Source organism: Achromobacter sp. 1L-A-4-B-C2, from assembly GCF_057291955.1.
The window spans coordinates 466,774-481,579 of record NZ_JBXAWP010000003.1 but is presented as its reverse complement, the minus strand read 5'-3'; the positions used below and the strand labels follow the sequence as shown (position 1 = coordinate 481,579).

Below are 14,806 nucleotides of genomic sequence, written 5' to 3'. Positions count from 1 at the left end.
CCGCGCTCCAGGAAAAACAGGGCTCACCCGGCTTTCTTTGATCCCATGGGACACACCGCGCAAGCGGCGGGGCGGGCTCTCTTCGGTTAGACCTTAACTAGGAGTTGGAGCGATGGACAAGGTTTTTGCAAGCGCCCAGGAGGCGCTGGCAGGCATCGTCAAGGACGGTCAGATGATCGCCGTGGGCGGTTTCGGCCTTTGCGGTATTCCCGAAGCCCTGATCGCCGCGCTGCGCGATTCGGGCGTGAAGGACCTGACTTGCATCAGCAACAATGCGGGCGTCGACGGCTTTGGCCTGGGCCAGTTGCTGAACACGCGTCAGGTGCGCAAGATGATTGCGTCCTACGTGGGCGAGAACAAGGAATTCGAACGCCAGTACCTGTCCGGCGAGCTCGAACTTGAATTCACCCCGCAGGGCACGTTGGCTGAAAAGCTGCGCGCAGGCGGCGCGGGCATTCCCGCCTTCTTCACCCGCACGGGCGTGGGCACCATCGTGGCCGACGGCAAGGAAATCCGCGAATTCGACGGCCAGCAATACGTGATGGAGCGTTCGCTGGTGCCGGACGTGTCGCTGGTCAAGGCGCACATCGCCGACCGCAGCGGCAACCTGGTGTTCCGCAAGACGGCCCGCAACTTCAACCCGAACGTCGCGATGGCCGGCAAGTTCACGGTGGTCGAGGTTGAACAGATCGTTGACACCGGCAGCCTGGATCCCGATCAGATCCACCTGCCCGGCATCTATGTGCAACGGATCGTGCTGAACACGACGCCGGAAAAGCGCATCGAACAACGCACCACTCGCCCGGCCTAAGGAGAAGACGACATGGCATGGTCCCGCGATGAAATGGCGGCGCGCGCCGCGCGCGAGCTGCAAGACGGTTTTTATGTGAACCTGGGTATCGGCTTGCCGACCCTGGTTGCCAACCACGTGCCCAAGGGCGTGGAGGTGTGGCTGCAATCCGAAAACGGCCTGTTGGGCATTGGCCCGTTCCCCACCGATGATGAAGTCGATGCCGACCTGATCAACGCCGGCAAGCAGACGGTAACGACGTTGCCGGGCTCGTCGATCTTTTCGTCGGCCGATTCGTTCGCGATGATCCGCGGCGGCAAGATCAACCTGGCCATCCTGGGCGCGATGCAGGTGTCCGAAAAGGGCGACCTGGCCAACTGGATGATTCCCGGCAAGATGGTCAAGGGCATGGGCGGCGCGATGGACCTGGTGGCCGGCGTAGGCCGCGTCGTGGTCCTGATGGAGCACGTGGCCAAGAAGAAAGACGGCACGGAAGACATCAAGCTGCTGCCCGAATGCAATCTGCCGTTGACGGGCGTGGGCGTGGTCGACCTGATCATTACCGACCTGGGCGTGATGGAAGTCACCGAAAACGGCCTGAAGCTGCTGGAAACGGCGCCGGGCGTCACGGTGGACGAAATCCAGTCCAAGACGCTGGCCAAGCTGGACGTGTCTTCGGTCAAGTAAACGGCCCTTGTAGGCGACCCTTGTAGGCGACCCTTGTAGGCGACCCTCGTAGGCGACCCTCGTAGGCGACCCTGGATGCACCAATGAAAACGCCCCGCAAAGGGGCGTTTTCATTTCCGCGGTAGGGGGGCGTGGCGCGAGGCGCTACGCCGCCGCGTCCAGGCGCATCCCCACATGCGGGATGCCGTCTTCAATGTATTCCTCGGTGACCTGCACAAAGCCGTGCCCGCCGTAGTAGTTGCGCAGCCGCGCCTGCGCGCCCAGATACATGGCGCGGCCCGGCCAGCGTTGGCGCACTTCGGCCATGGCGTGGCGGATCAGCTCGTGGCCCAGGCCCTGGCCGCGCGTCCAGGGTGCGGTGATCACCCGGCCGACTTCAATCTGCCCGTCTTTCAGCGACGGGTCCAGGATGCGGCAATACGCGGCCAGCTGCCCGTCCTGCCATGCCATCAGGTGCGACGTCTGGCCCATCAGGTCCTTGCCGTCGATGTCCTGGAAAACGCAGTTTTGCTCAACGACGAACACTTCCGTGCGCAGCCGAAGAATCGCGTAGATCTCCGGCACGGTGAGTTCCTGGTGGGGTTTGCAGATCCAGTCGGGCATTGCGGCAGTCCAAGTCAGCGGGTCGATAAGGGAAAAACAGAGCGCCGATAGCGTACCTCAAAGCGGCCCCGTTTTTTTTCGGTGTCTATCCGGCTTCCGCTTCGCCGCCCATCCCGACCTATCCACCGTTGTTACATAAATTCACGGGTATACCCTGAGTATGAAAAGGAATTTTCTTATTTAAAATTTGCGTGTAAACAGATTTACACAATCGCCAGATAAGCCGAACCCCCGCAAACGATGAACAAGGCCGTACTTACGATCGCTGATCGGATCGCCCGGGCCCAGCCCGCGCTGAGCCGGACGCAGCACAAGATGGCCGAATACGTGTTGGCGCACCAGTTTCGCGTCGCCACCATGACCATCGACGAATTCGCGGCGGCAGTGGGCGTATCCGTGGCCACGGCGAATCGCTTTGCGCGCGCGCTGGATCTGCCCGGCTACCCCCAGTTTCGTGCCGAACTGGCGCGTGGCTTCGAAGCCGCGCTGGAACCCGTGGAAAAGCTGCGCACCGAATTGGCCCATTCCGCCAGTGCCGTGCAAATCTTTGCCGCCACGCTGGAAGAAGACATCCGCAACGCCCAACGCAACTTGCAGTCGCTGGATTCCGCGGCCTGTGAGCAGGCGGTGCAGGCGATCCTGGCGGCCGAACGCGTGTTCATCATCGGTTTCGGCGCCAGCGGTTTCCTGGCCGGCCTGTTGCAGCGCGGCCTGTGCATGCACCTGCATTCCGTTGAATCGCTGGCAGGCCCCGGCGGCGTGTCGCACGCGGCTCGGCAGATGTCGCGCATGACGTCCAACGACCTGGTGATCGCGATCGGTTTCCCTCGCTATCTGGCCGACACGGTCACGCTGGCCGCCGCCGCCAAGCAGGCCGGCGTGCCGGTGCTGGTGCTGACCGACAAGCCCACATCGCCGTTGGCGCCGACGGCCTCCGTTGTGCTGTACGCGTTTTCCGCGCGCCAGCTGATTCCCAATTCCGAAACCGCCGCGCTGGGCCTCATCGAAGCCCTGTCCGCGGCCGTGGCCTATCGGGCCAAGAATTCCGTTGCGGCAGCCGCTGGGGTGACCCAGTCCGTGATGCCGTGGCTTATCCATGGAGTAGGTAAACGATGATTCAACCCGTGATTGCCATTCACGGTGGCGCCGGCGCGATGTCCCGCGCGGCCATGTCGCCCGAGAAAGAACAGGAATACCTGGCCGCCCTGGAGTCCATCCTGACGGCCGGCCAGGCCGTGCTGGCCCGTGGCGGCAGCGCCCTGGACGCCGTTACCGAAGCCGTTCGCCTGCTGGAAGATTGCCCGCTGTTCAACGCGGGCCACGGCGCCGTGTTCACCAGCGCCGCCACGCACGAACTGGATGCCGCCATCATGGACGGCGCCACGCTGCGTTCGGGCGCGATTGCCAACGTCAATTGCGTGCGCAACCCCATTTTTGCCGCGCGCAAAGTCATGGAAAACAGCAAGCACGTGCTGTTCGTGGGCGAGGGCGCTGAAGCCTTCGCCAAGGCCGAAGGCCTGGAGATCGTGGACCCGTCCTATTTCTCTACCGACGCCCGCCGCGAACAACTGCTGCGCGTGCAGCGCGAAACGCCTGACGCCGCCGTGCTCGACCACGACGGCCAGGCCATGGTCGCGCGCGGCCAGCCCGCACCCGCCGACCCGCTGGACGCCGACAAGAAGTTCGGCACGGTGGGCGCGGTGGCAGTCGACGCGCAAGGCAACGTGGCCGCGGCCACCTCGACCGGCGGCATCACCAACAAGCAGGTCGGCCGCGTGGGCGATGCGCCCCTGATCGGCGCCGGCACCTACGCCAGCAACAAGACCTGCGCGGTATCCACCACGGGCACCGGCGAGATGTTCATCCGCATGGTCGCCGCTTACGACGTGGCGGCACAGATGGAATACAGCGGCGCGTCGCTGCAAGAGGCGGCCGACCGCGTCGTGATGGAAAAACTGCCCACCATCGGCGGCAAGGGCGGCCTGGTGGCCGTTGACGCCCAGGGCAATGTGGCCTTGCCGTTCAACACGGAAGGCATGTATCGCGGTTACGCCCGCGTTGGCGAAAAGCCGGTCACCGCTATCTACCGATAAGCGTGACGGGTTCTGTTTTGATTTTGGGGATTAATAAAGATGGTTGATCGCGCAAACAGCCTGGCGCTGCCGGAAAACCGCGTGGTCCAGGTCGACGACCTGACGGTGCGCTTCGTGGGTTCCGAGCGCACGGTCGAAGCCGTGCGCAACCTGTCGTTCCATGTGGACCGGGGTGAAACCCTGGCCATCGTGGGCGAATCGGGTTCGGGCAAATCGGTGACGTCCCTGGCGCTCATGCGTCTGGTGGAACATGGCGGTGGGCGCATCGCCCAGGGCCACATGGCGCTGCGCCGCCGCAACGGTGCCGTGATCGACCTGGCCAATTCCAGCCAGCGCGTCATGCGTAATGTGCGCGGCGCCGACATGGCCATGATTTTCCAGGAGCCGATGACGTCGCTGAACCCGGTGTTCACCGCCGGTGACCAGATCGCCGAATCGATCCGCCAGCACCAGGGCAAGGACGCCGCCGCCGCGCGCGCCGAAGCGCTGCGCATGCTGGAACAGGTGCGCATCCCGGAAGCCAGGTCCGTGCTGGACCGCTACCCGCATCAACTGTCGGGCGGCATGCGCCAACGCGTGATGATCGCCATGGCGCTGGCCTGCAAGCCCGCGCTGCTGATCGCCGACGAACCGACCACGGCGCTGGATGTCACCATCCAGGCGCAGATCCTGCAACTGATCCGTCAGCTTCAGGAAGAAATGCACATGGGCGTGGTGTTCATCACCCACGACATGGGCGTGGTGGCTGAAGTGGCCGACCGCGTGTTGGTCATGTACCGCGGCGACAAGGTTGAAGAAGGCCCGTCTGAGCAAGTGTTCTCGGCGCCGCAGCACACCTACACCAAGGCGCTGCTGTCGGCCGTGCCCAAGCTGGGCGCCATGGAAGGCACCGATCTGCCCGCGCGCTTCCCGCTGCTGCAAGTGGAAGGCCAGGCCCAGCCCGTGGCCGAGCCTGGCATCACCAGCACGCAGGAAGTGCCGGCCGCCAAGCGCGAACCGATTCTGTCGGTGCGCAACCTGGTGACCCGCTTTGACCTGCGCGGCGGCATTCTCAGCCGCGTGCAGCGCCGCGTGCATGCGGTCGAACAGGTCAGCTTCGACCTGTACCCCGGCGAAACGCTGTCGTTGGTGGGCGAGTCCGGCTGCGGCAAGTCCACCACCGGCCGGTCGCTGCTGCGCCTGGTCGATAGCCAGGCGGGCGAGATCAAGTTCGGCGGGCGCGACATCGTCAGCCTGAAGAACAACGAATTGCAGTCCCTGCGCCGCGACATCCAGTTCGTGTTCCAGGACCCGTTCGCCTCGCTGGATCCGCGCGTCACCGTCGGCTTCTCGATCATGGAGCCGCTGCTGGTGCACGGCGTGGCCAAGGGCAAGGAAGCCGAACGCCGCGTGTCGGAATTGCTGGAACGCGTGGGCCTGCCGCCTGAAATGGCGCAGCGCTATCCGCATGAATTCTCGGGCGGCCAACGCCAGCGCATCTGCATCGCGCGCGCGCTGGCGCTGAACCCCAAGGTCGTGATCGCGGACGAGTCGGTGTCGGCGCTGGACGTGTCGATTCAAGCCCAGATCGTGAACCTGCTGATCGACCTGCAACGCGACATGGGCATTTCGTTCCTGTTCATCTCGCACGATATGGCCGTGGTGGAACGCGTCAGCCACCGCGTGGCGGTGATGTACCTGGGCCAGATCGTTGAGATCGGCCCGCGCCGCGCCATCTTTGAAAATCCGCAGCACCCGTACACCAAGAAGCTGATGTCGGCCGTGCCGATCGCCGATCCGGCGCGTCGCCACCTGAAGCGCACCTTGTTGTCCGATGAAATCCCCAGCCCGATCCGCAAGCTCGGCGACGAGCCGGTGGTGCAGCCGCTGGTGCAGGTTGGAACCGATCACTTCGTTGCCCGCCATCCGGTCGGCGGCGCGTATTGATTCCGTTGTCGTACCTATTTTTCTTCCACCAAACCCCCTAATTCCTTTTTGGAACCAGGAGTTGCAATGATGAAAGTTCTGCGCCCCACCAAGCTGATGGCCGCCGCCGCGGTGGCCTTCGGTGTGCTCACTTCGCCGTTGGCGCACGCTGCCAAGGACGTGACGTTTGCCGTCTCCATCGCACTGGAAACGCTTGATCCGTACAACACCAACAGCACGCTGAACCAGGCTGCCGGCAAGGCCTACTACGAAGGCCTGTTCGAATTCGACAAAGACCTGAAGGTCCAGAAGGTGCTGGCCACCGACTACACCGTCAGCGAAGACGGCCTGGTCTACACGTTCAAGCTGCGTCCCGGCGTGAAGTTCCACGACGGCACCGACTTCAATGCCGAAGCGGTCAAGATCAACTTCGATCGTCCGGCCAACCCGGAAAACCGCCTGTCGCGCTACATCCAGTTCAGCGTCATCGACAAGACCGAAGTGGTTGACCCGATGACCATCAAGATCACGTTGAAGAAGCCGTTCTCGGCCTTCATCAACGCGCTGGCCCACCCGGCCGCCATGATGATCTCGCCGGCCGCCCTGGCCAAGTACGGCAAGGAAATCGGTTTCCACCCGGTGGGCACCGGCCCGTTCGAATTCGTCGAATGGAAGCCGGCCGAATACCTGAAGGTCAAGAAGTTCGACGGCTACTGGAAGAAGGGATACCCCAAGGTCGACACGCTGACCTTCCGTACCGTGACCGACAACAACACCCGCGCCGCCGTGGTGCAGACGGGCGAAGCGCAGTTCGCTTTCCCGGTGCCGTTCGAACAAGCCGCCGTGCTGAAGAAGAACGACAAGCTGGACGTGGTCGATCACCAGAACTCGATCATGGCCCGCTACCTGTCGATGAACACGCAGCAAAAGCCGTTCGACAACGTCAAGGTGCGCGAAGCCATCAACTACGCCATCAACAAGGAAGCGCTGGCCAAGGTCGCCTTCTCGGGTTACGCCACCATCGTGGACGGCGTGGTGCCCAAGGGCGTGGACTTTGCCCACAAGACCGGCCCGTGGCCGTACGACATCAAGAAGGCCAAGGCGCTGCTGGCTGAAGCCGGCTACCCCAATGGCTTCGAAAGCACCCTGTGGTCCGCCTATAACGACGGCACCTCGGTGAAGGTGGTTCAGTTCCTGCAACAGCAGCTGGCGCAAGTCGGCATCAAGGTGCAGGTTGAAGTGCTGGAATCGGGTCAGCGCGTGCAGCGTGTGCAGCAAGTGCAGAAGCCGGAAGATGCCAAGGTTCGCATGTACTACGCCGGCTGGTCGTCCTCGACCGGTGAAGCCGACTGGGGCCTGCGTCCGCTGTTGACCACCGCCGCTTTCCCGCCGGTGCTGAACAACGTGTCGTACTACTCGAACAAGGCGGTGGACGACGGCGTTCAGGAAGCCTTGGCCACGACCGACCGCGCCAAGAAGACTGAAATCTACAAGGGCGTTCAGGAAACCATCTGGAAGGACGCCCCGTGGGCCTTCCTGGTGACCCAGAACAACCTGTACGTGAAGTCCAAGAACCTGTCGGGCGTGTACGTGGAACCGGACACCTCGTTCTGGTTCGGCGACATCGACCTGAAGCAGTAAACCTAGCAGTCACTCTTGGGGCCTTCGGGCCCTTGTAAGGCCACATACGGCGGGGGCGCGGTGTCCCCGCCGATGTTGCAGGAATTTCAATGCTGACCTACATCGTCAAACGTCTTCTGGGCATGATCCCCACGCTGCTGCTGGTAGCCGTGGTCGTGTTCCTGTTTGTGCACATGCTTCCGGGCGACCCGGCGCGACTGGCCGCGGGCCAGGAGGCCGACCAGCAAACCGTTGAGCTCGTGCGCAAGGAACTTGGGCTGGATCTGCCCCTGCCGCAGCAGTTCGTGCGCTACTTCAGCCACATGCTGCAAGGCGACCTGGGTACCTCGCTGCGTACCAAGCGCCCCGTCTCGACCGAGATTTCCGACCGTTTCATGCCCACGCTGTGGCTGACGCTTGCCAGCATGGTGTGGTCCGTGACCTTCGGCATGATCATCGGGATCGTGTCGGCGGTCTGGCGCAATCGCTGGCCTGACCGACTTGGCATGACGCTGGCGGTGTCGGGCATTTCGTTCCCCGCGTTCGCGCTGGGCATGATGCTGATGCAGGTGTTCTCCGTGAACCTGGGCTGGCTGCCGACCGTGGGCGCCTCGACCTGGCAACACTACATCCTGCCGTCCATCACACTGGGCGCCGCGGTGGCTGCCGTGATGGCGCGCTTTACCCGCGCTTCGTTCGTGGAAGTCATCCAGGAAGACTTCGTGCGCACGGCGCGGGCCAAGGGCCTGACCGAGCGCCGCGTCGTCATCAAGCACGCGCTGCGCAACGCGCTGATTCCCGTAGTCACCATGATGGGCTTGCAGTTCGGCTTCTTGCTGGGTGGCTCGATCGTGGTGGAAACCGTCTTCAACTGGCCCGGCCTTGGCCGCCTGCTGGTTGATGCCGTGACCCAGCGGGACTATCCGGTGATCCAGGGCCTGGTGCTGCTGTTCTCGCTGGAATTCATTTTGATCAACCTGATTGTCGACGTGCTCTATGGCGTCATCAATCCCAGCATCCGTTACAAGTGAGGCGGCCATGAGCAATCCGACACCCGCCACGATGGTCGCCGCCGTTCCGAAGAACGACGTGCGTACGCCCGCCACCGAGTTCTGGCGCAAATTCAAGAAGCAGAAGCTGGCCGTGGGCGCCGGCATGTTCGTGCTGTTGCTGGTTGTGGTCGCGGCGTTTGCGCCGTGGATCGTGCCCTTCGACCCCGAGAATTTCTTCGACTACGACGCGCTTAACGCCGGCCCGTCGCTGACCCACTGGCTGGGCGTGGATTCGCTGGGCCGCGACATCTTCAGCCGCATTGTCATGGGCGCGCGGATCTCGCTGGCCGCGGGCTTCCTGTCGGTGGCCATGGGCGCCATCGTCGGCACCTTCATGGGCTTGATGGCCGGTTACTACGAAGGCTGGTGGGAACGCATCACGATGCGTATCTCGGACGTGCTGCTGGCGTTTCCGGGCATGCTGCTGGCGATTGGCGTGGTGGCCATCCTGGGTTCCAGCATGGTCAACGTGATCGTGGCCGTGGCCGTGTTCAGCGTGCCGGCGTTTGCCCGCCTGGTGCGCGGCAACACGCTGTCGATCAAGCAGATGACGTATGTCGAAGCCGTCAAGAGCGTGGGCGCGTCCGACTGGACGATCATCATGCGCCACATCCTGCCCGGCACGATCTCGCCGATCGTGGTGTACGGCACGATGCGTATCGGCACGTCGATCATCACCGCCGCCAGCCTGTCGTTCCTGGGCATGGGCGCATCGCCTCCGACGCCCGAGTGGGGCGCCATGCTGAACGAGGCGCGCGCCGACATGGTCATCGCTCCGCACGTGGCCATCTTCCCGGCCCTGGCGATCTTCCTGACGGTGTTGGCGTTCAACCTGCTGGGCGACGGCCTGCGCGACGCGCTCGACCCGAAGATCGACCGCAAGTGATACCCGCGGGTAAATAGGAAAGCCCCGCCGCCGGGCCGCCGGACCGCCGGACCGCCGGACCGCCGGACCGCCGGACCGCCGGACCGCCGGACCGCCGGACCGCCGGAGCGCCGGACCGCCCAAAGCGGCGCGGCGTGGGGCACTATCCGCGCCGTCGCCCCGTTCCGAAGGGCGGCGGCGTTTTGCATTAAGGAGCGTGGCAACACGCGGCAATCATGAACAAACAAGCGCTGGATATGCCCCGCATCGGCGTACTGCCGTCAGGGCCGCTGGATTCGATTTGCGACGTCGGCGACGTCACCGTCGGCCATCACACGCTGGCCGACGGCGCGCGGCAGACGGGCGTCACCGTCGTGCGCCCACATGCCCGCGACCCATTTCTGGACAAGGTTCCTGCCTCGGCAACCGTGCTGAACGGCTTTGGCAAAAGCACGGGCCTGGTCCAGGTACAAGAGCTGGGGGTGTTGGAAACCCCCATCGCGCTGACCAACACTTTTGGCGTGGGCACCGTCGCCAACGCGCAGATCCGCCAGGCCATCGCGGCCAACCCCGAGATCGGCCGCGGCATGGCCACCGTGAACCCGCTGGTGTTCGAATGCAATGACGGCTATTTGAACGACATCCAGGCGCTGGCCGTGCAGGAATCGCATTACGCCGACGCTTATGCCAGCGCCGCGAAATCGTTTGCGCAGGGGGCGGTAGGCGCCGGGCGCGGCATGTCGTGCTTCTCGTTCAAGGGGGGTATCGGCTCGGCGTCCCGCGTGGCGTCCATCCAGCCCGGCCTGCGTCACACCGTTGGCGCGCTGGTGCTGGCCAACTTCGGCCGCTTGCCCAACCTGACCGTGGCGGGCCGCCCGTTTGGGCGTCGTCTGGCCGACCAGCTGGACCAGGGCTTGGCACAGCAAGGCGAGAACGCCGCGATTGTGCCGGAGAAGGGCTCCATCATCTTGCTGCTGGCTACCGACGCGCCGCTGGACTCGCGCCAATTGCGCCGCTTGTCGCTGCGCGCGGGCGCGGGCCTGGCGCGCACCGGGTCCGTGTTCGGCCACGGCAGCGGTGACATCGCGCTGGCTTTTTCCACCGCGTACACCGTGCCGCAATTGGCCGAACAGCCGATGCCCGCCGTGGCGATGCTGCACGAAACCCGTATCGATCCCTTGTTCGAAGCCGCCGCCGAGGCCTGCGAACAAGCCATCATCGCCGCGCTGTGGCACGCCGACGCCGTGACCGGGCGCAGCGGCCATCACCGCGCGGCCATCCGCGACGTAGCGCCGCAGTGGCGCCAATGGCTGTCCGACTCCGCATTCTGAATTCTTTGAAGGCTGACCCCATGAAGATCCTGATTTCCACCGATATCGAAGGCGTCGCCGGCGTCTTTCACGCCGAGCAAGTCCGCGCCGGCAATGGCGAATACGAGCGCGCCCGCGCCTGGATGACCGCCGAGGCCAACGCGGCCGTGCAAGGCGCCATTGCCGGTGGCGCCGAAGAAATCCTGGTCAACGATTCGCACGGCGGGTTTCGCAACCTGCTGCCCGATGGCCTGGACGAACGCGCGCGCCTGGTGCTGGGCAAGCCGCGTTACCTGGGCATGATGGGCGGCTTGGAAGAGGGCTGCGATGCCGTCTTCATGATCGGCTACCACTCGCGTTCGCAAGGGCGCGGCATCCTGGCGCACACGATCAACAGCTTTGCCTTCGCGCGCGTGCTGATCAACGGCATGGAGCTGGGCGAAGCGGGCCTGTATGGCGCGCTGGCCGGCGAAATGGGCGTGCCCGTGATCCTGGGAACGGGTGACGACGTGTTCATCTCGGAAACGCGCGACACGTTCCCCGGCGCTGAATGGGTGCAGACCAAAGTGGCGCACGGCCAGGGCAGCGGCGTGACCTTGTCGCCCGCCGCCTCGCGCCGCGCCATCGCCGCCGCGGCCGAAACCGCGGTGCGCAAGCTCAAGGGCAAGGCCACTTCCGCCGCCGATCCGAAACCCGTTCCTTTCTGCATTCCCGCCCCTATAGAATGCCGGTTGCAGACACAGAGCGCGGCGCTGGCCGACCTGTTCTGCATGTGGCCCACGCTGGAACGCGTGGACGGCGTCACCGTGCGATTCAACGTGGATAGCATGCAGTCGGCCGTCCGCACGTTGAACAGCCTGGCCGCCATGTCTTTCATGTTGCGCTAAGGATCCCATCCCCCATGTCTAGCACCGACGCCCGTATCGCCCAACTGCGGCAGGCCATGAGCCGCCGCGGCCTGTCCGCCTATATCGTCCCGTCCTCGGACCCGCACCTGTCCGAGTATCTGCCGGCACGCTGGCAAGGGCGGCGCTGGCTGTCGGGCTTCACCGGGTCGGTTGGCACGCTGGTCGTCACGGCGGACTTTGCCGGACTGTGGGTGGACAGCCGCTACTGGGTGCAGGCCGAGACGCAACTGGCCGGCACCGGCGTGCAGTTGATGAAGATTGCGCTGGCGTCCACGCCCGGCCATGTCGACTGGCTGGCCGCCAACACCCGCGCGGGCGATGTCATCGGCGTGGACGGCCAGGTGCTGGGCCTGGGCGCCTTCCGTTCCTTGTCGGCCGCTGCCGCCAAGTCCGGCGCCACGCTGGAAATCCGCGTAGACCTGCTGGACGACATCTGGACCGACCGCGCCGGCCTGCCCGACGCAAGGATCTATGAGCACGTCGCGCCCGAAGCCTGCGTGACTCGCGCCGACAAGCTGGCGCAAGTGCGCGACGCCATGCGCGAGCACGGCGCCGATGTGCATTTCATCTGCACGGTGGACGACATTGCCTGGCTGCTGAACCTGCGTGGCGCGGACGTGGACTACAACCCGGTGTTCGTTGGCCATGCGCTGATCGGCCTGGACCACGCCACGCTGTTCGTGGCGGACGGCAAGATCGACGACGCCCTGCGCGCCACGCTGGCCGCCGATGGCGTCGAAGTGGCGGGCTATGCGCAGGCCGCCGACGCCTTGGCCTCGCTGGAACTGGACCAGACCTTGCTGATCGATCCGGCGCGTGTGACCTGCGGCGTGTTCCACGCCATGGACCCCGCCGTGCCGCGCATTGAAGCAATCAACCCGTCCACCTTGTTCAAGTCGCGCAAGACGGATGCCGAACTGGCCCATGTGCGCCAGGCGATGGCGCAAGACGGCGCCGCATTGTGTGAATTCTTTTCCTGGTTTGAAGGCGCGCTGGGCAAGGAAACCATTACCGAACTGACGATCGACGAGCAGATCACCGCCGCCCGCGCCCGCCGCCCGGCCTACGTCTGCCCCAGCTTTGCCACCATCGCCGGCTTCAACGCCAACGGCGCCATGCCGCATTACCGCGCCACGCCGCAATCGCATGCCACCATCGAAGGCGATGGCCTGTTGCTGATCGATTCGGGCGGCCAGTACCTGGGCGGCACCACCGACATCACGCGCGTGGTCGCGGTGGGCACGCCCAGCGCCGATCAGAAAGTGGACTTCACGCTGGTGCTCAAGGGCATGATCGCGTTGTCGCGCGCGTCGTTCCCGCGCGGCACGCCGTCGCCCATGCTGGACGCCATTGCGCGCGCGCCCATCTGGGAAGGCGGGGCGGAATACGGCCATGGCACCGGCCACGGCGTGGGCTATTTCCTGAACGTGCACGAAGGCCCGCAAGTGATCTCGTACCGCGCCATGCCGGGCCCGCACACCGCGATGGAGCCGGGCATGATCACGTCGAACGAACCCGGTATCTATCGCCCGGGCCGTTGGGGCGTGCGCATTGAAAACCTGGTTGCGAACCGCAGCTGGCTGACGTCGGAATTGGGCGAATTCCTGTGCTTTGAAACGCTGACGCTATGCCCGATCGACACGCGCTGCATCGAGGTGTCGCTGATGCGCGCCGACGAAATCGCGTGGCTGAACGACTATCACAAGACGGTGTTCGAGCGACTGTCGCCGCTGGTGCAAGGCGAGGCCCTGGCCTGGCTTGAACGCAGCACCGCGCCGATCAGCGCATAGGACGGTCGCCAGGCGGGGCTGCGACAACGCTCAGGCCGACTTCGCCGCCTGCCTGGCGCCCCAGTACAGCGCCAGGGCGCCGGCCATGCACCCCATCACCAGCAGCGCGGCGTAGATTGCCAGCACGGCGGCGCTTGCCGAATAAGACTGTGCGGCGCGCATCATCTGGCTCCATGTCATGGCGTTGACGGCCAGATAGGCCAGGCCGATGCCGGCCGCCTGTGCCAGCCAGAAGGCCAGGCTGCCATGGGCCACCGCGCGCCCCATCCGGGCGCGGCCGATGTGGCGCGGCAAAGCCTTCAGGCACGTGACGACGCACAGCGCAAGCAGCAGCGCGGGCAGCACCATATAGCCCGACACGAAGGCCGTCCAACCGGCATCCAGAAACATCATTTGCAGGTAACCGCCCGCGGCGATCGATACGGTCAACTGCCAGGCCAGCATGGACGACCCGGCGATCCAGGCCGCATGCCGTCGACCGTAGGCGGGTGCGCCCGGCGCGCCCTTGCGTTGCACGGTCCAGGCAGCGATGCGCACGACCAGGCACATGCCGACGATTTCCAGCACGATATTCACGACGCGAAACAGCAGGGCCATGGTCAGGAACTGGCCGGTCAGCTCGAGGCCGAACTGCTGGGTCAGCGCGCCGCGGTTCTCCATGACGAAGTGCATGCCCACGTTGTGCAGGTAGGCGGTGGCGGCCGACACCATCAAGGTGTAGATCAGCTGCAAGGCGATGAAGGTGCCGAACAGCTTGCGCGGCTCGTCCACCGCCGTGGTGTTGTGGCGGCGCAGCCAGCCGTGCATCGTGCCCCACACGGTCAACCCGACCATGACGGCGGACGCCAGGATGTTGGTCAGCAGCGGCATCAGGTACTGCGGCTGGCTGTACATCTCGCGCATTTGGTCGAATTGCGGCAAGGCCAGCATGGTGTAGCCCTGCACCAGCGCACCATAAGCCAGGCGCACGATGACGGCGGTCAACGCCAGGCGCCAGGCAAGCGAAGCGGGGCGATGGGTGGAAGCAGGGGCCGCGGGAGGGGATGCCGGGGAAGGCGGCGCGGATGCGGGAAACGTGGAAGGGGTCATCGACGGTGGCGGAAGGTTGAGAAAAGCGGGGTCGAAAATTAGGGATCGAACATATCACGGCGCCTTCGGCCCCACGTGAATGCGGCGCGCCAGG

At 64.8% G+C, this 14,806-nt stretch carries 13 protein-coding genes; 11 read left to right on the top strand and 2 right to left on the bottom strand.

Annotated features, from left to right (window positions below; genetic code table 11):
* The first annotated feature begins 112 nt into the window (after positions 1-112).
* Together AC0Z35_RS15675 and AC0Z35_RS15670 are read left to right on the top strand one after the other, a co-directional pair.
* Positions 113-811 (top strand): CoA transferase subunit A, encoded by a 699-nt coding sequence (locus AC0Z35_RS15675; RefSeq protein ID WP_046802633.1) that lies wholly within the window; start codon positions 113-115, stop codon positions 809-811.
* Between the two features lie 12 nt (positions 812-823).
* Positions 824-1,477 (top strand): CoA transferase subunit B, encoded by a 654-nt coding sequence (locus AC0Z35_RS15670; protein WP_046802634.1) that lies wholly within the window; start codon positions 824-826, stop codon positions 1,475-1,477.
* A gap of 144 nt (positions 1,478-1,621) precedes the next feature.
* Here the strand turns inward: AC0Z35_RS15670 and AC0Z35_RS15665 are convergent, their stop codons facing one another.
* Positions 1,622-2,080, bottom strand: coding sequence for a GNAT family N-acetyltransferase (locus AC0Z35_RS15665; RefSeq protein WP_046802635.1), 459 nt, complete (start codon positions 2,078-2,080; stop codon positions 1,622-1,624).
* A 240-nt stretch (positions 2,081-2,320) separates the two neighbouring features.
* Here AC0Z35_RS15665 and AC0Z35_RS15660 point away from each other — a divergent pair, with 240 nt between their 5' ends.
* The 9 genes from AC0Z35_RS15660 to AC0Z35_RS15620 all read left to right on the top strand — a co-directional run bounded on the left by AC0Z35_RS15660 (position 2,321) and on the right by AC0Z35_RS15620 (position 13,623).
* Positions 2,321-3,196 carry a MurR/RpiR family transcriptional regulator gene (locus AC0Z35_RS15660; RefSeq protein ID WP_046802636.1) on the top strand — a complete coding sequence of 292 codons (876 nt, stop codon included), beginning with the start codon at positions 2,321-2,323 and terminating at the stop codon, positions 3,194-3,196.
* Positions 3,193-4,173 carry an isoaspartyl peptidase/L-asparaginase family protein gene (locus tag AC0Z35_RS15655; protein WP_046802637.1) on the top strand — a complete coding sequence of 327 codons (981 nt, stop codon included), beginning with the start codon at positions 3,193-3,195 and terminating at the stop codon, positions 4,171-4,173. Before AC0Z35_RS15660 ends, AC0Z35_RS15655 begins: the two co-directional genes overlap by 4 nt.
* Before the next feature lie 39 nt (positions 4,174-4,212).
* On the top strand, positions 4,213-6,099 hold the full coding sequence (locus AC0Z35_RS15650) for a dipeptide ABC transporter ATP-binding protein (protein ID WP_219991891.1): 1,887 nt from the start codon (positions 4,213-4,215) through the stop codon (positions 6,097-6,099).
* A gap of 66 nt (positions 6,100-6,165) precedes the next feature.
* Positions 6,166-7,719 (top strand): glutathione ABC transporter substrate-binding protein GsiB, encoded by a 1,554-nt coding sequence (gsiB, locus tag AC0Z35_RS15645; RefSeq protein WP_046802639.1) that lies wholly within the window; start codon positions 6,166-6,168, stop codon positions 7,717-7,719.
* Between the two features lie 89 nt (positions 7,720-7,808).
* Complete coding sequence (gene gsiC / locus AC0Z35_RS15640) at positions 7,809-8,729, top strand: glutathione ABC transporter permease GsiC (RefSeq protein ID WP_046802640.1); 921 nt, start codon at positions 7,809-7,811, stop codon at positions 8,727-8,729.
* A gap of 7 nt (positions 8,730-8,736) precedes the next feature.
* Positions 8,737-9,636: a glutathione ABC transporter permease GsiD gene (gene gsiD, locus AC0Z35_RS15635; RefSeq protein ID WP_046802641.1), complete on the top strand. Its 900-nt coding sequence runs from the start codon at positions 8,737-8,739 to the stop codon at positions 9,634-9,636.
* Positions 9,637-9,851: 215 nt separating this feature from the next.
* Entirely contained in the window at positions 9,852-10,946 is a 1,095-nt protein-coding gene (locus tag AC0Z35_RS15630) for a DmpA family aminopeptidase (RefSeq protein WP_485132338.1), read from the top strand.
* A gap of 20 nt (positions 10,947-10,966) precedes the next feature.
* Entirely contained in the window at positions 10,967-11,812 is an 846-nt protein-coding gene (locus tag AC0Z35_RS15625; protein WP_485132339.1) for a M55 family metallopeptidase, read from the top strand.
* Positions 11,813-11,826: 14 nt separating this feature from the next.
* Complete coding sequence (locus tag AC0Z35_RS15620) at positions 11,827-13,623, top strand: aminopeptidase P family protein (RefSeq protein ID WP_485132340.1); 1,797 nt, start codon at positions 11,827-11,829, stop codon at positions 13,621-13,623.
* Positions 13,624-13,653: 30 nt separating this feature from the next.
* Here AC0Z35_RS15620 and AC0Z35_RS15615 read toward each other — a convergent pair whose 3' ends face one another.
* Complete coding sequence (locus tag AC0Z35_RS15615; RefSeq protein ID WP_485132341.1) at positions 13,654-14,607, bottom strand: hypothetical protein; 954 nt, start codon at positions 14,605-14,607, stop codon at positions 13,654-13,656.
* Between the last annotated feature and the right edge of the window lie 199 nt (positions 14,608-14,806).

Coding starts and splice junctions, on each gene's coding strand:
- gsiC (WP_046802640.1), top strand. CDS start 7,809: ATGCTGACCTACATCGTCAAACGTCTTCTGGGCATGATCCCCACGCTG.
- gsiB (WP_046802639.1), top strand. CDS start 6,166: ATGATGAAAGTTCTGCGCCCCACCAAGCTGATGGCCGCCGCCGCGGTG.
- AC0Z35_RS15620 (WP_485132340.1), top strand. CDS start 11,827: ATGTCTAGCACCGACGCCCGTATCGCCCAACTGCGGCAGGCCATGAGC.
- AC0Z35_RS15655 (WP_046802637.1), top strand. CDS start 3,193: ATGATTCAACCCGTGATTGCCATTCACGGTGGCGCCGGCGCGATGTCC.
- AC0Z35_RS15625 (WP_485132339.1), top strand. CDS start 10,967: ATGAAGATCCTGATTTCCACCGATATCGAAGGCGTCGCCGGCGTCTTT.
- AC0Z35_RS15660 (WP_046802636.1), top strand. CDS start 2,321: ATGAACAAGGCCGTACTTACGATCGCTGATCGGATCGCCCGGGCCCAG.
- gsiD (WP_046802641.1), top strand. CDS start 8,737: ATGAGCAATCCGACACCCGCCACGATGGTCGCCGCCGTTCCGAAGAAC.
- AC0Z35_RS15630 (WP_485132338.1), top strand. CDS start 9,852: ATGAACAAACAAGCGCTGGATATGCCCCGCATCGGCGTACTGCCGTCA.
- AC0Z35_RS15665 (WP_046802635.1), bottom strand. CDS start 2,080: ATGCCCGACTGGATCTGCAAACCCCACCAGGAACTCACCGTGCCGGAG.
- AC0Z35_RS15675 (WP_046802633.1), top strand. CDS start 113: ATGGACAAGGTTTTTGCAAGCGCCCAGGAGGCGCTGGCAGGCATCGTC.
- AC0Z35_RS15670 (WP_046802634.1), top strand. CDS start 824: ATGGCATGGTCCCGCGATGAAATGGCGGCGCGCGCCGCGCGCGAGCTG.
- AC0Z35_RS15650 (WP_219991891.1), top strand. CDS start 4,213: ATGGTTGATCGCGCAAACAGCCTGGCGCTGCCGGAAAACCGCGTGGTC.